This window comes from Streptomyces sp. NPDC051219 (assembly GCF_040682335.1).
Lineage (GTDB): Bacteria > Actinomycetota > Actinomycetes > Streptomycetales > Streptomycetaceae > Streptomyces.
The window spans coordinates 15,804-37,991 of record NZ_JBFBAS010000020.1; the positions used below are offsets into that span (position 1 = coordinate 15,804).

General features: G+C 68.6%; 16 protein-coding genes. 7 read left to right on the forward strand and 9 right to left on the reverse strand.

Translation table 11 applies throughout. From position 1 onward, the window contains the following. Positions 1 to 68 precede the first annotated feature (68 nt). The 4 genes from sbnB to AB0M62_RS22120 are packed head-to-tail and all read right to left on the reverse strand — an operon-like array spanning position 69 to position 7,917. Positions 69 to 1,139, reverse strand: a complete 1,071-nt coding sequence (gene sbnB / locus AB0M62_RS22105; protein ID WP_366075987.1) for a 2,3-diaminopropionate biosynthesis protein SbnB — start codon at positions 1,137 to 1,139, stop codon at positions 69 to 71. Next, on the reverse strand, positions 1,136 to 2,128 hold the full coding sequence (locus tag AB0M62_RS22110) for a TauD/TfdA family dioxygenase (RefSeq protein WP_366075988.1): 993 nt from the start codon (positions 2,126 to 2,128) through the stop codon (positions 1,136 to 1,138). Before AB0M62_RS22110 ends, sbnB begins: the two co-directional genes overlap by 4 nt. 21 nt (positions 2,129 to 2,149) lie before the next feature. Next, positions 2,150 to 5,398, reverse strand: a complete 3,249-nt coding sequence (locus AB0M62_RS22115) for an amino acid adenylation domain-containing protein (protein ID WP_366075989.1) — start codon at positions 5,396 to 5,398, stop codon at positions 2,150 to 2,152. Next, positions 5,398 to 7,917 (reverse strand): Pls/PosA family non-ribosomal peptide synthetase, encoded by a 2,520-nt coding sequence (locus AB0M62_RS22120; protein WP_366075990.1) that lies wholly within the window; start codon positions 7,915 to 7,917, stop codon positions 5,398 to 5,400. Before AB0M62_RS22120 ends, AB0M62_RS22115 begins: the two co-directional genes overlap by 1 nt. A 981-nt stretch (positions 7,918 to 8,898) precedes the next feature. Between AB0M62_RS22120 and AB0M62_RS22125 the strand changes: the two genes are divergently transcribed. Beyond that, positions 8,899 to 9,465 carry a PadR family transcriptional regulator gene (locus AB0M62_RS22125; protein ID WP_366075991.1) on the forward strand — a complete coding sequence of 189 codons (567 nt, stop codon included), beginning with the start codon at positions 8,899 to 8,901 and terminating at the stop codon, positions 9,463 to 9,465. Positions 9,466 to 9,551: 86 nt separating this feature from the next. Next, positions 9,552 to 11,270 carry an acyl-CoA dehydrogenase family protein gene (locus AB0M62_RS22130; RefSeq protein WP_366075992.1) on the forward strand — a complete coding sequence of 573 codons (1,719 nt, stop codon included), beginning with the start codon at positions 9,552 to 9,554 and terminating at the stop codon, positions 11,268 to 11,270. Between the two features lie 120 nt (positions 11,271 to 11,390). On the opposite strand, the gene AB0M62_RS22135 is transcribed toward AB0M62_RS22130, so the two are convergent. After that, positions 11,391 to 13,058, reverse strand: coding sequence for a multicopper oxidase family protein (locus AB0M62_RS22135; protein ID WP_366075993.1), 1,668 nt, complete (start codon positions 13,056 to 13,058; stop codon positions 11,391 to 11,393). Positions 13,059 to 13,275: 217 nt separating this feature from the next. Here AB0M62_RS22135 and AB0M62_RS22140 point away from each other — a divergent pair, with 217 nt between their 5' ends. The 4 genes from AB0M62_RS22140 to AB0M62_RS22155 all read left to right on the forward strand — a co-directional run bounded on the left by AB0M62_RS22140 (position 13,276) and on the right by AB0M62_RS22155 (position 16,877). Further along, a complete protein-coding gene (locus AB0M62_RS22140) occupies positions 13,276 to 13,908 on the forward strand; it encodes a hypothetical protein (RefSeq protein WP_366075994.1) in 633 nt (210 codons plus the stop codon). A gap of 98 nt (positions 13,909 to 14,006) precedes the next feature. Next, positions 14,007 to 14,237 carry a ferredoxin gene (locus tag AB0M62_RS22145; RefSeq protein ID WP_366075995.1) on the forward strand — a complete coding sequence of 77 codons (231 nt, stop codon included), beginning with the start codon at positions 14,007 to 14,009 and terminating at the stop codon, positions 14,235 to 14,237. Continuing rightward, positions 14,227 to 15,621 (forward strand): FAD-dependent oxidoreductase, encoded by a 1,395-nt coding sequence (locus AB0M62_RS22150; RefSeq protein WP_366075996.1) that lies wholly within the window; start codon positions 14,227 to 14,229, stop codon positions 15,619 to 15,621. The genes AB0M62_RS22145 and AB0M62_RS22150 overlap by 11 nt, the downstream gene beginning before the upstream one ends. A gap of 23 nt (positions 15,622 to 15,644) precedes the next feature. Continuing rightward, on the forward strand, positions 15,645 to 16,877 hold the full coding sequence (locus tag AB0M62_RS22155; RefSeq protein ID WP_366075997.1) for a cytochrome P450: 1,233 nt from the start codon (positions 15,645 to 15,647) through the stop codon (positions 16,875 to 16,877). 201 nt (positions 16,878 to 17,078) lie between these two features. Here the strand turns inward: AB0M62_RS22155 and AB0M62_RS22160 are convergent, their stop codons facing one another. The 3 genes from AB0M62_RS22160 to AB0M62_RS22170 form a co-directional block, all read right to left on the reverse strand. Continuing rightward, complete coding sequence (locus AB0M62_RS22160; RefSeq protein ID WP_366075998.1) at positions 17,079 to 17,507, reverse strand: DUF2267 domain-containing protein; 429 nt, start codon at positions 17,505 to 17,507, stop codon at positions 17,079 to 17,081. 89 nt (positions 17,508 to 17,596) lie between these two features. Continuing rightward, the gene (locus AB0M62_RS22165) at positions 17,597 to 18,091 is read right to left on the reverse strand and encodes an Hsp20/alpha crystallin family protein (RefSeq protein WP_366075999.1); all 495 of its coding nucleotides are present in this window, start codon (positions 18,089 to 18,091) and stop codon (positions 17,597 to 17,599) included. Positions 18,092 to 18,126: 35 nt separating this feature from the next. Beyond that, a complete protein-coding gene (locus AB0M62_RS22170) occupies positions 18,127 to 20,034 on the reverse strand; it encodes an MFS transporter (protein ID WP_366076000.1) in 1,908 nt (635 codons plus the stop codon). Between the two features lie 89 nt (positions 20,035 to 20,123). Here AB0M62_RS22170 and AB0M62_RS22175 point away from each other — a divergent pair, with 89 nt between their 5' ends. Continuing rightward, complete coding sequence (locus AB0M62_RS22175) at positions 20,124 to 20,408, forward strand: hypothetical protein (RefSeq protein WP_366076001.1); 285 nt, start codon at positions 20,124 to 20,126, stop codon at positions 20,406 to 20,408. Between the two features lie 580 nt (positions 20,409 to 20,988). Here AB0M62_RS22175 and AB0M62_RS22180 read toward each other — a convergent pair. Beyond that, positions 20,989 to 22,161 carry a glycosyltransferase family 4 protein gene (locus tag AB0M62_RS22180; protein ID WP_366076002.1) on the reverse strand — a complete coding sequence of 391 codons (1,173 nt, stop codon included), beginning with the start codon at positions 22,159 to 22,161 and terminating at the stop codon, positions 20,989 to 20,991. Positions 22,162 to 22,188: the final 27 nt, after the last annotated feature.

The window sequence follows — 22,188 nt, forward strand, 5'->3', positions numbered from 1 at the left end:
GCCGCTCGTCTCTTGTGGGGATGGTGTGCATGGGTCTCCTTGTCGTCACCGGGCGAAACCCCGCCCGGTCATCCGTATCGGCGCAGTTCGTGGAAGAAGCCGTCGATGGTCTGCAGTTCTCCCGAGCGGACCACCTCGTCGTAGACGTACTTGCCGACCGCGAGGTCGAGCACTCCGAGACCGAAGGGCGAGAAAACAACAGTGCGGCCCGCCGGCACGGCCACCTGTCCTGACATCACGTCGTACAACGTGCCGTGAACGAAGTTCCGGTTGCCCGTGAGCCGTTCGGCCAGATGCGGTGAGGTGGCGGCCCTGAGGCAGTGATCGATGTCGTCGACGATGTTGGTCGCGGAGAGCAGGATCTGCGGTGCGAGATCGCGCAGGGACACGTGGAGCACCACCGGGTTGTGGGCGAACCACGAAGGGTCGTGGACGTGCGGCTGACCGGCGACGGTGGCGAAGACGACGATGTCGCTCTGGCCGATCAGGTCCTCTGCGCTGTTGTGCACGGTGATCCGTCCGGTGGTGCCCGACTGCTCCAGGTAGAGGCGGAAGCCTCCCGCGCTGTCGGCCGACACGTCGTGCACGCCGATCTCGTCGAACGACCAGCCGGTGCCCTCGAGGAAGGTGTGGATGTAGCGGGCGATCAAGCCTGCCCCGAAGAACCCGACGCGGGTGGGGCGCGGCCGGTCACGGCTGAGCCAGTCGGCTGCCGACACGGCGGACGCGGCCGTTCTGGTGGCGCTGATGATCGAGCTCTCCATACAGGCGAAGGGGTAGCCGGTGTCGTGGTCGTTGAGGATGAGCACGGCCGAGGCCCTTGGTATGCCGGATGCAACATTCTGAGGGAAGCTGGAGATCCACTTCAGACCGTCCACACGCGCGCCTCCGCCCAGCGAGGCGGGAAGCGCGATGATCCGAGACGAGGGCCTGTCGGGGAGGCGCAGGAAGGAGGACGGCGGATTCACCGACCGACCGGTGCCGTGCAGCCGGTAGGTGGCCTCGACCAACTCCACGACGGCCTTCTCCCGTCCTTGGAGCGCCTTCTTGACCTGGGCTCCTGGGATCACCGCGAACGGGGGGACCGCGGGCTGTCCGGTCATGGCGGACTCCGGTGTGGTGGAGCGGGCGGTGGTCATGTGGCAACCCTCCCGAAGGCCGGTGAGCAGTCGTCCAGGCGGACCGGATCCGCCATCGCCACGACAACGTTCCGTGGTCCCTCGAAGGGCTCCCTGCTGTGCGCGGTACGGACGTTGTCGACGAGCAGCAGGTCACCGGCCTGCCATGGGCGGCGTGCGGTGTGCGCCTCGTAGATCTCGTTGAGCAGCTGCACGACATCCTCGGCGATGGGGTCGCCGTTGCCGAAGCGGGTGTTGAAAGGGAGGCCGTCGGCGCCGTACTCGTCGATCAGGTATTCCCGTACCTCGGGGGCCATCGTCCACTCGTTGAGAAACGCGATCTGGTTGAACCAGCAGCGCACGCCGGTCACCGGGTGGCTGACCACCGCGCTGCGGCGCTGTCGGGTGCGCAGTCCGCCGTCGGGCTGCCATGAGAACTCGATCGCATTGGCGCGGCAGTAGCTTTCGACTGCGTTCCGGTCCTCGGTGCCGAATGCCTGGGCCACGGTGGCCCCGATCTCGTCGTTGTAGCTACGGGTGAGAAGCCAGCCTTCCTGCTCGAAGCGGCCCCTGAGCTCCGTCGGTAGCGCTTCGAGTACGGCGGCCGAGTCGGCCACTGCGGTCGCCCCGCCACTGGTGGGCGCGTCGAGGCAGGCGAACAGCATCATGCCGGGGAACTCACGTGTGTAGCTCAGCTCGTGGTGCATGCACATCGGTTGGTTGGGCGGCCACTTCGACGAGGAGTACACACCCTCGGAGTAGGTCTGACGGGCGGCGAAGGCCTCCCTCTCGGTCACGGGTGCGGTGGTCAGCTCTCGTACGACCGAGGCGACCTCGGTGGCATCGTGCAGATCCAGGCCGCGGATGAGGAGCGAACCGTGCTCGGTGACGAGGGCACGCAGCGCGTCCCGCTGTCCGGCTGCCCAGCGCGCCGGGTCGGCGCCGGCTTCCGCCCGCAGGGTCGCTGGTGCGCCGGGGTCTGTCTCCACTTGGAGGAGTGCGGAAGGCATCGTTCTTCCCTTCGTCGTGGCTCAGGAGCGAGCCGGTGATGTCAGTGCGTGGAGCACGGCGTCGGCCGCCTCCTCCGCACGGGTGCGCAGGAAGTTGTGGCCCCCGCCGGGGAGTTCGTGCAGGCCGACGTGTTCGGCCAGGAGCTGCCAGTCGAGGTATCTCTGTCGGAAGTCCGCCGTGTCAGGGTCGTCGGCGGCGACGACCACGGTGAGGGGCGTGGACAGTTTCACGGCCGGCGGGGCTTCCAGGAGGTCCGCGAAATAGCGGTGCGCGGTCGAACAGTCGTGCCGGTATGCCGCACGGGCACGTTCGCCGCCCTGTACGCCGGGCCCCTCGGACCCGAGGGAACCTTCCGTGCCCCGCCACGTACCGGCCCTGTCGTCGCCGCGCCCGGCCGGCTCGGCGATCGCAGCACGCCGGGCGGCGGCGTCACCCAGAAGCTGCGCGCCGAGGAACACCCGCTCGACGTGCACACCGCGCTCCTGCAGCCTCCTGGCCGTCTCCACCGCCGACGCCGTGCCCGAGGAGTGACCCCACAGGAGGAGCCTGGTGTGCCCGAGCCGGGTGATCTCGGCGACCACCTGCTCGACCATTCGGGCCATGGGCGCGAACGGCTCGGTGCCGCCGGCGGTGCCGGGGACGGGCGGGGCAACGGCGTAGACCGCCGGTCCGCCGCCGTGCAGCGCGTCGGCCAGCGGTTGGAAGTCCGCCGCGTCCCCGCCGGCGCCGGGGAAGCCGATCAGAGCACCGGGCCGGGCGCCGTTCGCATCCGTAAGCGGCTGCAGGAGCTCCGGACTCCGCTCGGTACGCGCGTCGATCAGGCCGGCCAGATCGGCGAGGACCGGGTGGCTCGTCAGGTCGGCGAGGGAGACGGTTCGGTCCAGGGAGATCGCGAGCCTTACCGCCGACAGTGAGGTGCCACCACGGTCGAAGAAGTGGTCCCGTCGGCCGACCTGGTCCTGCGGGATACCGAGCACCCTGGCCCAAGCCGCCGCAAGGCGCTGTTCGGTGGGCGTGCTGGGCGCGTGGTAGCCGTCCTTGACCGCGTCGAGTTCCTCGGCCGTTGCCGTCAGCGCCTTCTTGTCGATTTTGCCGTTCGCGGTCAGCGGCAGGCTGTCCCGCCAGTGGAGGGTCGTCGGGACCATGTAGTCGGGCAGCGACTCGGCCAGCCGGTCCCGCAGGACGCCGCTGTGCAGCGGGGCCCCGGCCGAGTAGAACCCGACCAGGTCTTTGCGGCCCGCCCGCTCCGTGACAACGACCGCACTGTCTCGGACACCGGGCACTTCCAGGAAGGTGTTCTCGATCTCGCCGAGCTCGATGCGGAACCCACGGATCTTGACCTGTGCGTCATGGCGGCCGAGGAAATCCAGCTTGCCGTCCGGGAGCCAGCGGCCGAAGTCCCCGCTTCGAAACAGCCGTTGGCCCGGCCGGTGTGGATCCGCCATGAAGGCCGTCCGAGTACGCTCCGGATCGTTGATGTAACCGCGGCCGACGCAGACGCCGGAGAAGACGATCGCACCGGGGGCGCCGAGAGGGACCGGTGACAGGTTCTCGTCGACGACGTAGATGTGTACGTTGTTGACGGGACGTCCGAGCGGCACCCGCTCCGTGTCCGGCACTCGGTCCATCACCTCGTGGTTGGTGTCGTCCGACGTCTCGGTCAACCCGTACGCGTTGACCAGTCGGATCGTGGGTTCGGCCGCGAACCAACGCTGGACGAGTTCCTTCTTCAACGCCTCGCCGGTGGCCGAAACGCACCGCAGGTCCGGCAGAGGGCGAGGGTTTCGCTCCAGGCCGGAAAGCACGACGTCCAGATACGACGGCACCACTTGGAGGACGCCGACCCGCCCGTCGACGATCGTGTCGAGGAACCGGTGGACATCGAGGATCGCCTCCTGCTCGACCAGCAGGGTCCGTCCGCCCACGAGCAGCGCTGACATCAGTTGCCACAGCGAGATGTCGAAACACTGCGGTGCGGTCTGCGCGACGACCTGGCCCTCGCTGATCCCCAGATCGTCGATCTTGGCGTACAGGTGGTTCAGGAAACCGGCGTGTTCGCACATCGCGCCCTTGGGGGCGCCCGTGGAGCCGGAGGTGAAGTAGAGGTAGGCGAGCTGAGAGGAGGCGACCTGGACGCCGAGGTCGCCGTCGGCCGAACTCCCTTCGCAGACTGCATCGATGAAGAACCTTCGCGTCCCCGGCAGTGAGACCAGGGCCCGGTCCAGGTTGGCGCTGCTGCCGGGCTCGGTCAGTACGAGCCCGCATGTGGCACGGGAGAGCATGGTGGCGATGCGGTCGGCCGGGAAGTGCGGTTCGACGGGCATGTAGACGCCCCCGGCCTTGAAGACAGCGAGGACAGCGGCCATCCAGTCCAGATTGCGTTCGGTCACGACAGCGACGACATCTTCGGGGCGCAAGTCCTCCGCGAGCAGGGCGTGCCCCAGCAGGTTGGCGCGCCTGTTGAGCTCCCGGTACGTCCACGGCCGGCCGGCGTGTACGGCCGCGATGGCGTCGGGGTGCGCCCGCACGCGTTGCTCGAACAGCTCGTGGAACCGCCGGTCCGGCAGTTCACGGTGCGGCCCGGCGAGCCCGTCGATCTGGAACCGGAGCTCCTCGTGGGACAGGAGACTCTGGCGCCCGTGCGCGGCATCCGGGCTGTCGGCCATCAGCTTGAGCGCGGTGAGGTGATAGCCGGCGATCCTTGCCGCCGCGCCCTCGTCGAGCACATCGGTCCGGTACCGCAGCCGCAGGATTCGCCGGCCGTCCCGGTGCGGGACCGCCACGCACAGCACGGAGTCCTCGGCGGGACCGCGGCCGTCACCGGCCGGATCGAACACCGCCCCCGGCCACCCTCCGTTCGGGGCCGGCTCGCGACCGAGTTCAGCCACGGCGAAGTCCTGGCGCGCGAGCAGCTCGGACTCGGCCCGCCGGGTGTCGAGCAGCAGCTCGCGCCATGTGCCGGCTGCGGTCGTCAGCCGGCAGGGCAACGGCCGGCCCTTCGCCGCGGCGACATAACCGCTCGTGACGACCCGTTCACCGGAGAGCGCGGCGAGTACCTTGGCATGCGCGGCCAGCAGCACCGAACTGAGCGACACGCCCAGTTCATCGGCCAGCCGGTGCAACGCCCCAACAAGGCCCTCGGGGATCGCCGTTTCGTGTACGGCGCTGCCAGGCACCCGTGCGCCGGCCCATCGTGGCACCGCGGTGAAGGCGCCGTCGCCGAGCGCTGCGCGCCGGAACTCCACGTGTGGGGTCGAAGGCGTTGCCATCAGAACCTACCTCCACTCCCGCCACCGTCCAGGCGGATCGGCCGGGCCGGATTCCCTCCCCACTGCGCGCCCTGCGGGACGACTTCGCCTTTCATGAGGAACGAGTCCGCCTCCAGCAGGGCGCCGTCGCCGATAAACACCCCGTAGTGGGCAAAGGCACCGACACCGAGGGTGCAGCCGGAGCCGAGCGTGCTGCGGTCGGACTTGAAAGTGCCGTCTTCCTGCGAGTGGCACTGAACGACGCTTCCCGCGTTGAGCGTGCAACGGTCGCCGATGGTAACCATCATGCGTTCGGTCAGATTGCAGCCGTCGTCGTACACCATGCTGCCGATGCGGACGCCCAGCATGCGCAGGACCACGTTTTTGAAGGGTGTCCCGTTGAGGACCAGCAGATATGCCTCCGACGGCACCTTCCACAGGCGCTCAATTCGCCAGAAGCGGCGATCGTAGATCGAGCAGAACAGCGGAGCCAGGGGGTGGCAAACCGTGACGGCACGCTCTACCAGCACGAAGTAGATCGTCGTGAACACGAGCATGAGCACATTTGCCAGGGCGATGGAAGCCGCACCGAATTGTGAGTAGAAGTCAGCGGCGCCCGAGTAGAGCACGGTGACGCAGAAGAAATAGATCCATCCCACCAGCAGGTACAGCCCCATAGTGGTTGCGTTGTGCCGGTTCTTGGCCCACAGGCGGCTGCGGAGTTCCTCGCCGCTCTTCAGCTCGTCGAAGGTGCTGTCCCGCTGGACCGAACGCGGAATTTCGAAGCTCGGCGAGCCCAGAAGCCCGACCCCCTCACGAATCTTTCCGTCGACCGGCACCATTACTTTTGTGGCGAGGAGGCAGTTGTCGCCGGTCCTGCCCCGCGATGGGTACGCGATCCTGTTCCCGAGGAAATTGTTTGCTCCGATCGACGTCCGGGACACGAGAAAGGACGAACTCGAATACTCGGCGTTTATGATCGACAGCCCGTCGGCGACCATGGTTCCGGTTCCGACGGATGTCAGATACGGGCTCTCGTGTTTCACCAGGGTGCCGAAGTTCGACCCGGTCTGCTCGACCGGCGAAAGGTAGTAGCCGATCCAGCGCAGATAGTGGACGATTCCGGAACTGTCGCCGAACAGACGTGTCAGGAAGCGCCTGTTGGTAATGAATACGATGGCCCGGTGCACCCCGTGGTGGAAACCGTACAGGGGGTACACCCTGCCCGGTTTCACGATCCGGCTGACCAGCCGAGGGGAAGCGGCCACAAGAAGGGCGAGGGGTATGGCGCCGAAGAACATTACGGCCGTGACCGCCAGGATGTCGAGGTAGAACAACCAGCTGGTAAGGACCGCGGGTCCGGGTTCGAGCGCCACGGCGAGCTGTGGTGCCTCGGCAAGCAGCAAGTCGATACCGCCGGCAGCGAGGGGCACGTAAAGGAGCAACGCGGTCAGCAACTGCAGGATGCTGTGGGTCGACCTTCTCAGGGCACCGCACCTGGCAGGGGCCACGGCCTGGAAGTCGACCTCGGTTCGCTGAGCCGGTGAACCGTGCCAGTGCTCACCGTGGGGGACGGCCTGGCCGCTGTGCAGCGAGGATGCGTGGCCGAGCTGGGAACCGTTGCCCAGAGAGGTGTTGATGTCGAGGACGGTCGCCTCGCTGACGACCGCATTCCTGCCGAGGGTGACCGCCCCCGTCTGAATCAGACCGTGGTGAGCCCGGTAGCAATTGAAGAACGAGTCCTTGCGGATGACCGCCCCGTCACCGATTGTCAGCAGGTCGGTGCACACTGGAACGTTCCGTGAGAAGACGGTGACGCCTCGCCCGATTTTCGCGCCCAGCGCCTTGAGATAGAGCGAATAGAGCGGCGAACCGACGAAAAGGACCAGTGGATTCGACCGGACCAGCGTCTTGACGATCCAGAATCGGACATACGCCAGGCTCCAGATGTCGACCTGCACGGCCCGCCACCGGCCGACAAGCGCCCATTTCACGATGACCGGCACGCTGCACAGGACCACGAGGGCCGCGGCACCGAACACGACTGCTCGCAGGTAGGTGTCGAACGGACCCGATGCTGCGGAGATCCATTCGTAACCCTGCGCAGCGACGAGTGCGACGAGGTAGGCGTACCCGAGGAAACTCAAGATCTGCAACGCGCCGCACAGGATGTAGCGGCGCCTGCTCGTCGGGACGGCCGGCTCCGGGACGGCTGGTTCGACCGGAGGAGCGGGCACGGAGTCGGCGAGTGCCGTCGCAAGAGCTCTGATGGTCGGGTGCCGGTACACGTCCCTCATCGACACCGACGGCAGGTCCGCCCGCTTCCTCACCCGTGCGCAGAAATGCGCCATCACCAATGAGTCGGCACCCAGTTCGTCGAAAAAATGACTGTCCACCGGCACTTCGTCGACGCACGCGACGTCGGCAAGCAACTCGGCGAGCATCTCTTCGGCGCCGACGGGCGGGTCCGCAAATTCGTGGGGGAGGAAAGAGGATTGCTGCCGCGCGGAGGGCAACGCTTCGACTGGCTTTCCGGCCATGAGGGCTCCCTGGGGACGTCTAAGACCACTGTCGCCCAAGCCACGCAACTCCGCGTGTTCGCGCGTGCTCCGGAACTCCGGATTGGGCGGAACGCACGATGGGCAGCGTGCCGAGCACGGACGGTGACCCGACTGGACAGAGGCCCGCAACTGCCGTGTGGGCTCGAAGCGCGCGATAGTCGGTCGTCATGACTCTTATTCGTGGCTGCCGGGACGACGTATGGGTACAGCGGCACTTTTTCTTGCCTCGTGAGCACCCGTCTCGCAATTTGGATTGCGGAGATCCTGACGGTGTCATGGCCGCTACGCTCTGCGAATCTCCCGGCCACTGTGACATCCGTACCGAGGACCGGAGTGGTGAGTGAGGACCCCTGCAACCCCTCGACGTGGTCCTGCGGCGAGACGAGCGCCGGCGGAAATCACCGGGCTTCGCTATTGCAACGTCGTCCATGGGGAATGGCGACCTCGGATTCTGTCGCATTGGGCGGGCATCGCCCTGCCCAATGCCCCCGAGTACCGATGATGGTCGTGATCAGAACTCTACGCACAATCGGGCAGCCGCACGGCGACGGCTGCCGCGAACCGCGGCTCCGTCGCCACATCAGCAAGCAACCACGCCTGCTGCGCGGCCGGTCGGTCACCCGGGCCCACATATGTGAGGGCCCGGGTCCTGATACAATCCTACGCCTTTAGCCTTCAACAGGGCCTCCCTGCGTATCAGCAGCGGCCGAACGCCGGAGGACGCGCGGCGGAGGGCGGCATGGCCAACTCCGCACGCTCGTCCGGGTGCAGCTGGGACGTCACCTCGTCGGCCACGCGAGCGCCCGGCAGGGTTCGGCGTCGACGCCCACCGGGCCGGTCGGCAAGGAGCCGCGGCAGCGTCACGTGGGCCTCGCCGCCCTGCTCTCACCCCGGGTGAGCCGTGTCTCATCCCGGCGCTGCCGCTTGTCTATGCAACTCGTTGCATAGAAACATCGGGGTATGGCGCTCGAACACGCGATCCTCGTCTCGCTGCAGGAGAAGCCGGGCTCCGGCTATGAGCTGGCCCGGCGGTTCGAGCGGTCCATCGGCTACTTCTGGACCGCCACCCATCAGCAGATCTACCGCGTGCTCAAGCGCATGGAGGCCGACGGCCTGCTCGCCGTCCGTGAGGTGCCACAGCAGGGACGGCCGGACAAGAAGGAGTACTCCGTCGCCGGCCTCGGCCGCGCCGCCCTCTCTCAGTGGCTGCACGAGCCGATCGAACCCGAGAGCCTCCGGCACGACCTGGCCGTGAAGATCCGTGGTGCGGCCTTCGACGACCCGGCCGCGCTGATCCGCGAGGTCGAGCGCCACCGTCAGGTGCACAGCGACCGGCTTGCGCACTATCTCGCCGGGGAGCTGCGTGACTTCACCGGGCCCGGGGCTCCCGCACCGCCCGACGCCGGTCATGAACTGCAGCACGTCGTGCTGCGCGGCGGCATCGCGTACGAGCGCATGACGATCGCCTGGCTCGACGACGTACTCGCCACCGTCCACCGGCTCGGCGCGGCACGCCCGCGCACCTGAACTGCCCCGCCCTTGTCCATCCGCAACACGCATCCGGCAACCAGCAACCCGCACCTTTCAACTCACCCCTCGGAAGGCGAACCTCCATGGCCGACGCCCTGCTGTTCAACCCGCGTACGTACGACCCGGCGCACTTCGACCCGGAGACCCGCAGGCTGCTGCGCGCCACCGTCGACTGGTTCGAGGACCGCGGCAAGCGGAAGCTGATCGAGGACTACCGCTCCCGCGCCTGGCTGTCGGACTTCCTCGCGTTCGCCGCCAAGGAAGGGCTGTTCGCCACCTTCCTCACCCCGTCCTCCGCCGCCGGACAGAAGGACCAGCGCTGGGACACAGCCCGGATCGCCGCGCTCAACGAGATCTTCGGGTTCTACGGCCTCGACTACTGGTACGCGTGGCAGGTGACCATCCTCGGCCTCGGCCCGGTCTGGCAGAGCGACAACACCGCTGCCCGCACGCGCGCGGCGGAACTCCTCACCCAGGGCGAGGTGTTCGCCTTCGGCCTGTCCGAGAGGACCCACGGCGCAGACATCTACTCCACCGACATGCTGCTGGACCCCGACGGCAATGGTGGCTTCCGGGCAAGCGGCTCCAAGTACTACATCGGCAACGGCAACGCCGCCGGACTCGTCTCCGTCTTCGGCCGCCGCACCGACATCGAGGGCCCGGAGGGTTACGTCTTCTTCGCCGCGGACAGCCGCCACCCGGCGTACCACCTCGTGAAGAACGTCGTCGACTCCTCCAAGTACGTCAGCGAGTTCCGCCTCGACGACTACCCGGTCGGCCCCGACGACGTCCTGCACACCGGCCGCGCCGCCTTCGACGCCGCCCTCAACACCGTCAACGTAGGCAAGTTCAACCTCTGCACCGCCTCTATCGGCATCTGCGAGCACGCGATGTACGAGGCCGTCACCCACGCGCACAACCGCATCCTCTACGGCCGCCCCGTCACCGCCTTCCCGCACGTGCGCCGCGAGCTGGCCGACGCCTACGTCCGCCTCGTCGGCATGAAGCTGTTCAGCGACCGCGCCGTCGACTACTTCCGCTCAGCCGGGCCCGACGACCGCCGGTACTTGCTGTTCAACCCGATGACGAAGATGAAGGTGACCACGGAGGGCGAGAAGGTCATCGACCTGATGTGGGACGTCATCGCCGCCAAGGGCTTCGAGAAGGACACCTACTTCGCCCAGGCCGCCGTCGAGATCCGCGGGTTGCCCAAGCTCGAGGGCACGGTCCACGTCAACCTCGCGCTGATCCTCAAGTTCATGCGCAACCACCTGCTGGACCCGGCCGAGTACGCGCCCGTGCCGTCCCGCCTCGACGCGGCCGACGACGCCTTCCTCTTCCGGCAGGGACCGGCCCGCGGCCTGGGATCCATACGCTTCCACGACTGGCGCACCGCCTACGACGCGTACGCCGAGGTGCCGAACGTCGCCCGCTTCCGGCAGCAGGCCGACGCCCTGTGCGAGTTCGTCGCCACCGCCGCCCCCGACGAGGAGCAGAGCCGCGACCTCGACTTCCTTCTCTCCGTGGGCCAGCTGTTCGCGCTGGTGGTACACGGACAGCTGATCCTGGAGCAGGCCCGTCTGACGGGCTTGGACGAGGACGTGCTCGACGAGCTGTTCTCCGTTCTCGTGCGCGACTTCTCCGCGCACGCCGTCGAGCTGCACGGCAAGGACTCCGCCACCGCGGAACAGCAGCGCTGGGCGCTCGGTGCGGTCCGGCGCCCCGTTGTCGACGAAGCGCGCTCGGCGCGCGTCTGGGAACGTGTCGAGGCCCTGGCCGGGGCGTACGAGATGGCGCCGTAACAACGTGGCCCCCGGGCCGGTCGGCAGTCGCCGGTCAGGCGCCCGGGAGCAGTGCCTCATCTGGCACGGCCCACCGTGCGGCATCCGCGCGGTGGGCCATGCCCCTGCCCCCTGGGGGTGTCACTTCCGGTAGCCGAGGAGCGTCATCATTCCGGACTCCGAGTGGTACTGGTTATGGCAGTGGAGCATCCACAGGCCCGGGTTGTCCGCATCGAAGTCCACCACCAGCTTGCGGTGCGGCAGCACCGGCGCCGTGTCCTTGCGGGCGCCGACGGAGTTGATGCCCGCCAGGGCGAAGGTGTGCCCGTGCAGGTGGAGGGGGTGCCACATGTTCGTCGCGTTGATGAGGGTCAGCCGGACCCGCTCGCCGCTGCGGACCGGATGGCGTTGCTCGACGGAGTAGGGCTCGTGATCGAAGGCCCAGTCGAACTTCTTCATGCCACCGGTGAGTCTGATGCGGATCTCGCGGTCCGGTTCGCGCCGGCTCAAGGCCACCGACTCATGGGGCAGGAGGCGCCTGGCCGGGATCACTCGCCCGTTCAGCTCCGACGGACGCACGGACGGTGCGGGGGCCTCCCCGCTGCCGGTGCGCAGGACAGCCAACGCCACGGCCTTCTTGCCCTCGGCGAGCGCGACGAGCGGGAAGACCCCGTCCTTGACGGTGACCAGCACGTCGTACCGCTCGGCCATGCCGAGAAGCAGAGCGTCGGTCTTCGTGTGCCGGACGGGGTAGCCGTCCGTGTGCGTCACGGTCATCGTGTGCCCGCCGAGCGCCACGCGGAATGCGGTGTCGCCCCCGGCGTTGATGATCCGCAGCCGGATGCGGTCCCCGGGGCGCGCCCGGAACACCGAAGGCGCCTGCGGAATACGGCCGTTGACCAGGTAGTACGGGTAGTCGACATTGCCGCCGTCACTTCTGAGCAGGCGGCTCCTGGCGTTCCTGAGGATGCGGGAGGGACCGGCGGGGGCTTCGGGAGCCGAGGAGTGCTTCCCGGACACGTGATGGCCGGAGCCGTCGCCGTTGCTCTCCTCGCCCATGTCCATCATGGACATGCCCCTGCCGCCGCTCAGTTGCTCGAGCACACCGTCCGGCGTCGAGCCGTCCACGCCGTCGACCCAGTCGTCGAGGACGACGACCCACTCCTTGTCGTAGGACAACGGCTCCTTGGGGTCCTCCACGATCAGTGGTGCGTACAGACCCCGGTCGAGCTGCATGCCCGAGTGCGAGTGAATCCAGTACGTGCCCGGGTGCGCCACGGCGAAGCGGTACCTGAAGTCCGCGCCGGCCTTGATGGAAGGCTGGGTGAGGCCGGGCACACCGTCCATGTCGCAGCGCAGACGGATGCCGTGCGAGTGCAGCGTCGTCGTCTCGGGCAGGTGGTTGGCGAGCGTGAGGTCCAGGATGTCGCCGGCGGTGACCCGGATTTCCTTGCCCGGCAGCGTATCGCCGTATGCCCAGGACCTGACGGTGCGCCCGCCCAGGTCGAAGGTTGTCGCCGTGGCGACGAGCTTCACCGTCCGGACGGGGCCGGATCCGCGTTCCTTCTCGGCGGCGAGAACCTCCGGGTCGGACGGGTTCACGTACCCCGCCGGTCCCTTGGGGACGAACGAGCCGCCGCTGTGTCCGCCGGATCCCGACCGCGCCCCGGAGCCGGAGGGCGAGCCGGAGCCGGAGGGGGAGCCCGATCCGGAGCGCGAGCCGGACCCGGGACCTGAACAGGCGGCCACCGCCGAGGCGGCGACTGCGAGGGGAACACCGAGCACAGTACGACGCGTATGTGCATTCATGACCGAATAACACACCATTCACGACGGTGCGTGCGAGCAACTGAGTCGGCGCGTCCGCTCCTTGTGAGAAGTGTGGACCGCGACGGCCGCTCCGTACGCGCGGCCGGGCGCGCGGCATAGGCGGGCCCGTCCCCCATACGGGTGTCCCCGGTGGCGAGGGCGCAGTCGTGACTGCTTGCTGGACCGAGAGGGGAACCGGGAAAGAAGGCGATCGTCCATGGAGCCGAAGAGCGAGCGGCTGCGGACGCCCCGGGCGGCCGGGATGGCAGGGGCCGTTTTCGCGTTGCTGCTCGCGGCGGCCATCGTGCTGATGCGGATCGCCGTCCCCTCGGGAAACGTTGCCGACGCGGCCGTCGATCCGGACGAGCGCTGGGCGGTGCGCACGGCACTGGAGATCGTCCCGTTCGCGGGAATCTCCTTCCTGTGGTTCATGGGAGCCCTGCGCACACAGGTCGGCGAAGTCGAGGACAGGTTCGTCGCCACCGTGTTCCTGGGCAGTGGACTGGTCTTCGTGGCCACCCTGTTCGGAGCCGCCGCCGCGGCGGGCACCGTACTGAACGAGGGCCGTCCCTCCGACTTCGGCCGCCACTACGCCTACACGCTGCTGACGACCTACGCGCTGCGCATGGCGGCCGTGTTCATCTTCACGGCATCGACCATTGGACACCGCCTCGGCGTTTTCCCACGCCCGCTCGCGCTCATCGGCTACCTCGCGGGGCTGATCCTGCTCGTCGTGGGATCAAGCGCGCCCTGGTCCGAGCTGGTCTTCCCGGCCTGGGTGCTGATCGTCAGTGTCCACATCCTCCGAATCGGTCTCCGGCAGCGGTCCGGCGCCGAGGGCAAGGGCTGAGGCCATCGCCCCAACGGGCTTCCCGGCGAGCGGTACCGCTGCCTCACGCGCATGCTGGAAAGGCAGGACGAGCGGGGACACGGAAGGGCTGATCCGCGGTGAGGCTTGTCGTCGATCTCAACCGGTGCCAGGGGTACGCGCAGTGCGCGTTCCTCGCACCCGGCGTTTTCGCCATGCACGGCGAGGAGTCCCTGCTGTACAGCCCGCAGGCCGACGAGGAGCAACGCGACGAAGTGGCACAAGCCGTAGCCGCGTGCCCCGTGCAGGCCATCCTCGTGGAATGGGCGGACGAGGCCGCGCCGGCACCGGAGGCGACCGATGAACGGTGACGGCGAGCTGGACCGACTCAGGCGCGAAGGGCGGTTCGTCGTCGTCGGAGCATCACTGGCCGGCCTGCGCGCCGCGGAGACCCTTCGCGAGGAGGGCTTCACCGGTTCGCTCACGATGATCGGCGACGAGCCGTACGAGCCGTACGACCGGCCCCCACTGTCCAAACAGGTCCTGCTGGGCAAGGCGACGGCGGATCGCACCGTACTGCCCCGGCGACGGGCGATCGAAGCGCAGTGGCGCATCGGGGTCCCGGCCACCGGTCTCGACATGGCGGCCCGGCGGGTACGGCTGGCCGACGGCGACGAGGTGGAGTACGACCGGCTGCTCATCGCCACCGGTGTACGGGCCAGACCGTGGCCGCAGGAGAACGAGGCGGAACTCGACGGGGTGTTCGTCCTGCGCACCCGCGACGACGCCACCGCGCTGGAGCGCCGGCTCGCGGAAGGTCCCCGCCGCGTGCTCGTCATCGGCGCCGGGTTCACCGGCTCGGAGATCGCCTCCGCCTGCCGGGAACGCGGGCTTGCGGTCACCGTCGCCGAACGGGGCGCCGCACCCCTGGTGGGGGCGCTCGGCGGAGTCGTCGGCGAGGTCGCGTCCGGGCTGCACCGTGAACACGGCGTCGATCTGCGCTGCGGCATCATGGTGACCAGGCTGGAGGGGGACTCAGCGGGACGGGTCCGCGTTGCCCATCTCTCCGACGGCACCACCCTCGAGGCAGAGGTCGTGGTCGTCTCGCTCGGCGCCACGCGCAACACCGAGTGGCTCGCCGGATCAGGACTGGGCGCGGGGCCCCGGGGAATCGCCTGCGACGCCGGGTGCCGGGCCTTCGACATCCGCGGCATCGTCACCGACGACATCTACGTGGCCGGTGACGTCGCACGGTCTCCGCATCCGCTGTTCGGGTACCAGTTCCTGTCCCTGGAGCACTGGGGCAACGCGGTCGCCCAGGCCGAGATCGCGGCGCACAACATGCTGAGCGAGAGCGTCGACCGCCGCCCCCACATGTGGGTGCCGGCCTTCTGGTCCTCCCAGTTCGGTGTGAACATCAAGTCGGTGGGGGTGCCGTCCATGGGGACGGAGATCCTCATCGCGCAGGGCTCGCGCGACGAGCGCAGGTTCACCGGCGTGTACGGGTACCAGGGGCGCGTCATCGGCGCGGTCACCTTCGACCAGTCGAAGTGGCTGCCGTTCTACCAGCAGCTCATCGAGACCACCGCGCCGTTCCCGCTGCCGTTCCCCACGGTGGACCGCCGCCCGGAGGGGCAGCGCCCGATGCCCGCGGACTTCCCCGACCCGTCAGTGCCCACGCACGGCCCGACCGTGACTCTCAGCGGATATTCGCCGGCCGACCGGCGGATGACGTTCACCCCCGCCGGGCACTGATCCGACGCCCACGAGGACCGCTCATGACGCAAGCCAACCTGCGGCAGATCATCGCCTACTCCAACCGCGCCAACCCGTATCCGCTGTACGAGGAGCTCCGCAGGACGCCGGTGTTCCACGAGGCGGACGGGCCGTACGTCATCAGCACGTACTACGACATCCGGGGCCTTCTCCACGATCCGCGGATCAGCTCCGACGCTCGCAATCTGGCATCGTCGTCCGGCGACCCGTTGGCCGATACGGGGGAGGAGGCGGCCCTGCCGCCGAGCTTCCTGCGGCTCGACCCTCCCGAACACGACCGGCTGCGCCGCATGACGAACCGGCCGTTCGGGCCGCCGCACTCCCCCCGGCGCGTCCATGACATGCGCGGCGAGCTGGGCGGCATCGTGTCCGGCCTCATCGACGGCATCGGCGGTACGGAGCGGATCGACCTGGTCGACCAGTTCTCGTACCCGTTCCCCGTGACCGTGATCTGCCGGCTGCTGGGAGTGCCGCGCGAGGACGAGGCACGCTTCCACAGCTGGGCGGACACCATCGCCGCCAGTCTTGACCCCGACCCGGACTCCGATGCCGACGAGCGTGCCAAGGTCTCGCACGACGCCCGCATGCAGCTGGGCATGTACCTGGCCGGGCTCATCGAGGAGCGCCGCAAGAAGCCCGGCAACGACATGCTCTCCGAGCTGGCGACCGCGCACGGGCCGGACGGCGCCATGACGACGATGGAGGTGCTGAGCACCGCGGCGCTGCTGCTGATCGCGGGCCATGAGACGACGGTCAACCTCATCACCAACGGGATGCTGACCCTGCTGCGGAACCCGGAAGTCCTCCGGCGGCTGCGCGAGAACCCGAAGCTGGCCGTGCCCATCGTCGAGGAATTGCTGCGTTTCGAGCCGCCGGTGCAGCTGCTGCCGCAACGCAGCACGCTCGCCGACATCGAGGTCCGCGGCGTCACCATCCCCAAGGGCGCGTCGCTCTGGCTGATCCTGGCATCCGGAAACCGTGACCCTCTGCGCTTCAAAGAGCCGGACCGTTTCGACCCGGACCGCGAGGACATCGAGCACCTGGGCTTCGGCAGCGGCATCCACGGCTGCTTCGGGGCGCCGCTGGCCCGGCTGGAGGCTCAGCTCGCGCTGAGCGAGCTGGCCCGCAGGCTGGAGAACCCGCGCCTGCTGGAGGACCCGCCCCCGTACCGGCAGAACGCGGTCCTGCGAGGCCCGCGTCATCTGCCGATCGCCTGCGACGGCATCCGGCCGTAGGCATGCTCACCGGAGTACACCGGTCTGTCGCCAGCAGCGGCTGCGGGTTGTCGGACATCCACAGCCCCGCGAGGTGGGCGAGGACCGCGGCGACGGTGGAGCGCAGCGTCCATACGACGACGGGCTCCCTGCGTCGCCCGACCAGGCCCACCACCGGCGCAGGGGGTGTGGAAGCCATGCCGGTGCAGCCCTCGCGCCCGGCTACGGCAGAACGGCAGCGAGCGACGTGGGCATACCGGCCTTGACGTCCGCCCACTCACCGTCGCTGACGTGGCCCTTCACGACTCCGGCGACGGTGCGGACGAGCTGTTCCGTGTCCCCCTCGATCGAGTAGGGAAACTCCTGCCGGACGCGTGTGAGGAACCCCTCCTTGTCCATCTTCACGGGTGTCTCGGCGGGCCTCCACCCGTCGTAGTAGATGCCCCGTATCAGCGTCGGAAGTTGAGCGCCGAACTGCGCGCTCTCGTCGACCGTCAGACGGTCCCGCAGGGGGTGCAGTACGGCGCGCAGGGCGGCATACGACTGCTTGCGGCGGTCCTTCGGCCAGCCGAAAGCCTCCTCGATCTCCTTGAGGAGTCCGTTGGCCTTGTCCACCATGGTGTCGAACGAGGAAAAGCCTGTCTCAACCATCTCGTGGTCCTTCCGCTGGCTGCGGTGACGCCGGGCCCGCGGGCCGTGTGGGCCGCACGGGCCGTGGCGGAAAGCCGGTTCCGGCCTCCTCAGTCGCCGGTGCCGCTTTCGGTGATCTCGATGTGACGGGGCTTTGCGACCTCCGCCTTCGGAACCGTGATCGTGAGCACGCCGTCGGTCATGTTCGCCTTGATGCCCTCCGTGTTCACCTCGCCGGGCAACAGGATCCGGTACTCGAAGCGACCGGTACGACGGGTGCCGCGACGCAGGATGCCTTTGCGCTCCCGTTCCTTGATCTCGCCCGAAACGACCAGTTCCTGGCCGCTGACCTCGACGTCGACGTCCTTGCTCTTGATGCCGGGGAGTTCCACGTCGACCTGGTAGGCGTCATCGGTTTCGGTCACATCCGCGAGCGGGGTCCACGTCGGGACGACCGTGCTCGGGGCAGCGCCTCCCACGGTGGACTCGAGCAGCCCGCCCATCTGGCTGATCAGGTCGTCGAACTCCGCCAGTGGATTCCGCGCCCGGAAGACCGGCCGCTCCATCGTTCCGCTCCCACGCTGTCGTCGGACGGGTGCGGTCATCACCCATCACCTCCATAATCTCGGTTGTTCGGGGTTTACTTGTGCCCTCCGCCAGGCCGGCTCGCCGGGCCGGGCGGAGCGTAGACGTCATCGGGCAGACTCTTCGCGCGCGACTCCCGGACGGCTTCGCGCAGCGCCTTGCGGAAGCGGCCCGGACCCCACGACCGGCCCCCGACGGTGCGCTCGAGCTCGGCGAGCGAGGTCGGGCCGCGCTCCGCGAGAGCCGTGGCGACCTGCTCGATCTCGTGGTCGAGGCTCTGGTCCGCCATGGCCGCGGTCCGGCTTGCCGTGCCCGTGGTGCCGACCATGCCCGGCGAGTAGAACGAACTGCCGGTTCCGGGACGGTACCGGCGTCCGCCCGCGCTCTCGCGTTCCTCGCGGCGGGCCGTGCGGTCGGCGATCCGCTGCTCCCGCTCGCGGGCCGCCCGCCGGACGTTCTCGGGGCGGGCACGCTCGCGGGCGGCCTCCGGGGAGGGCTCGTTCCGCCAGTCCGCCTCGGCTTCCTCGGCGGTGAGGGGCTTGGCGATGTTCTCGAGGGACTGCTGCTCGGCCTTGACGCCGAAGAACACCTCGGCCAGCCCGCCGAGGACCATGGCCGCTGCTCCGATGATGAAGCCCAGGGCCATCAGTTCGGGGTTGCCGCTGTGAATGAAATGGCCGAACAGCAGCGGTCCGGTGATACCGCCGATGCCCGTGCCGACCGCGAAGAACAGCGAGATGGACAGTGCGCGGGTCTCCATGGGGAAGACCTCGCTGACCGTCAGGTAGGCCGAACTCGCTCCCGCGGAGGCCACGAAGAAGATCACCGAGACCAGCAGGAAGAACCACCATGCCGTCAGTGTGCCGTTGATCAGCAGGATGGCGAGCACGACGGCGACGGCCGCCGAGCCGAAATAGGTGCCCGCGATCATCGGCTTCCGGCCGACGGTGTCGAACAGACGGCCGAGGAGGAGTGGTCCGAGGAAGTTGGCGATCGCGAAGATGGCCATGAAGTACGGGACGGAGCCCGATTGCACATCGAAGAAGCCGCTCAGGATCGTGCCCAGGTCGAAGACGATCGCGTTGTACAGGAACGCCTGTCCGATGAAGAGTGCCAGTCCGAGAACCGCGCGGCGCGGGTACCGCTGCAAGGCCACGCGGGCGATCTCCGTGAAGGGGATGACGTCGCGCTGCCGCACGGTGATGGCCTCGCCCGGCTCCGGCAGCTTCTGGCCGGTCTCCTCCCGCACTTCGGCCTCGATCTGGTCGACGATGCGTTCGGCTTCTTCCTCCCGCCCGTGGATGAACAGCCATCGCGGGCTCTCCGGGACGTGGCGGCGCACCAGCATGATGCCCAGCCCGAGGATGCCGCCGAGGCCGAAGGCCAGCCGCCAGCCGAGGTCCGCTGCGAAGATCTCCGTGTTGAGGAGCAGCAGGGCGGCCAGGCTGCCGATCGCCGCCCCCACCCAGTAGCTGCCGTTGATGGCGAGGTCCACCTGGCCGCGGTTACGAGCCGGAATGAGCTCGTCGATGGCCGAGTTGATCGCGGCGTACTCACCGCCGATGCCCATACCGGTGATGAACCGGGCGAGGAAGAGGTACCAGGCCTCGTGGGCGAACGCCGTCGCCACCGTGGCGACGATGTAGATCAGCAGCGTCAGCATGAACAGCTTCTTGCGGCCGTAGCGGTCCGTGAGCCGGCCGAAGAGCAGGGCGCCGAAACAGGCCCCCGCCACGTAGATCGCGGCGGCGGTTCCTATGTCGGCGCTGGTGAGATCGATGCCGCTGCCCGGCTCGGTCATACGCGAGGCCACCGCACCGACGATCGTGACTTCCAGCCCGTCGAGAATCCAGACGGTTCCGAGTCCGATCACGATCCGCCAGTGGAAGCGCGACCACGGCAGCCGGTCGAGACGCGCCGGGACGCGTGTGGTGACGGTGCGGAGTTCGGTGCTGGTGGTCATGGCGTCGCACCCTGTCGGGCGCATCGGCACAGTGGGGGAGGGGCCGGCGAACGGGCCGGAATGCCCCGCTCCGAATAAAGTGACTCTCTATGCTGCGCTGCCGAATTCTCGGACACCGTTTCCGCTTCCTCAGCGAGGGCGAAACCATGCGCTGGCACTGTGCCCGCGGATGCGGGGCCGGGGGTGCCAAGCGCTATCCGGCGGCCGAGGACGCCGAGCGCTATGCGCGGGCCTTCGACCGCGAGGACTCGGAGGATCTGGGCCGTCGAGCCCCGCTCGTCGGGCTGTTCCCGCTGCGGCTGCTGCGTGCCGTGCGCCTGCGGCGCAAGAAGGAAACCGCTCCGGGACCCGGCCCGGAGCCTCCGACACACTGACGCCTCATCGGGTGCTGAGCTTCCGCAGGGGGAGGACGTGCAACACCGGCATGCCCGATGGCGGCGCGCGAGAGAGACGAGCGGGTTGGCGTTCATGCCCTCACCTCGAGCTCTGATCGGAGCCTCGTCGCGGTCTGCGGTCCGCGAGGGGGGCGCAGAGAGCCACGTCGTACGGGAGGTGACGGCCAAGGACCATTTTATTGCAGGTGCGGTAAAAAGGTCCACGGCGGACGAACGGGCAGGCGTAGCGGCGGCTGCGGCCGATCCCACGGAAGGCCGCCTGCGCTCGGAGGTCGAGTTGCGCGGAGGGCTTTCACCCCGTAGGCGGAGGTGCGGGACCGGCGTGCTTGCCACGGTGAAGACAGCGACACGTGAGTACGCTGTCCGCGATCGAGCCGGCCGGCGCCGTGACGGCCATACATCCGGGTGCCCGTACGACGCCCGGGCGCAAGCGTCGGCGAGCCGATCGTTCCGGCGGCGGTGAACTGCGTGGCGCAGGGGCGTGCCGGCACCTTGGCGGCTGACACGCGATTCGGCAGGTCCGCGTCCACCCTGGCTCACGCTGCGAGCGTCTTCCCGATCAGGCCGGGCGTCGCAGCGACCGCTGGTTCAGCCGCTGGGGAGCGGGAATACGCGCCGGACCCTCCAGGAAGGTGGCATACGCCTGATCCATGGCCTGTGCGTACGTACGCAGATTGAAACGACTGTCGACATGCGCGCGGCCCTGCACACCCATTCTCCGGGACAGCTCCGGGTCGAGGAGCAGCCTCCGCACGCGGTCACTGAGTCCGTCGAGGTCACCCGCAGGCACGACATAGCCGGTCTCCCCGTCCCTCACCGCTTCGGGCAACCCGCCGATGCCGGTGACGACGACGGGCCGCCCTGCGGACATCGCTTCCAACGGCGCAAGTCCCAGCGGCTCGGGATAGTTGGAGGGATAGACGACGACATCGGCGCCGGCGTACAACTGCGCCATCTCCTCGCGGGCGGCCTTCACCAGATCCACGTGGGACCGCAGGCCCCTCGCGTCGACAAGCTCGTCGAGCTGATCGAGAAAGCCCTGTTGCTCCCCGTGCCAGTCCACGACCTCCGGCGGATTGGTGAGTACGAGCCGGACGCGCAGACCCGACGCCCTGAGCCTGGCCAGCATCTCGACGGCCAGTTCCGCCCCTTTGTCGGGGATGAGGCGAGCGGGCAGCAGCACACGGAACTCGTCGCCGGGTGGCGGGTGTCCGAGCTGCTGGAAGCGGTGGGTGGGGATTCCCAGATAGGTGCGGCGGGCGCGAATGCCGAGGTGTTCCCGGCACGCACGCGCCAAGTAGTCGGACACCACGTAGTGGCGGTCCCAGGAGCGGCAGAACTGCGCCGTCCAGGGGTCGTCCGGCCAGATGCTGTGGTACGTGTGGAACAGTGCCGTCCCCGTCTGTTCCCGGAGCCGGTTGAGGGCCAGCGCGGGAACCGGCGAGAAGTGGTGCAGGTTGTGCCCGTGCAGGAGCCTGACGGCGCGGTCCTCGACCACCTCGCGGAGCCAGCGGTGGAGTTCGCCGGTCTGCTGGTGCTCCGCCTGCGATAGCCCTCTGCCGTCACGCTCCCCGGCCTGGGCCGCACGCCTGTGCTCCGACAGACGCAGGAGCGGGTGCGACAGGATGTGCACCTGGTCGATGGGCTGCGGCCGGGCCTCGCCGGTGAGGACCGTCACCGTGTAGCCCGCACGCGCCAGCAGGCCCGCGTAGTCGCCGAGATGCGACTCCACGCCTCCCACGGTGGGTGGAAAGGCCCA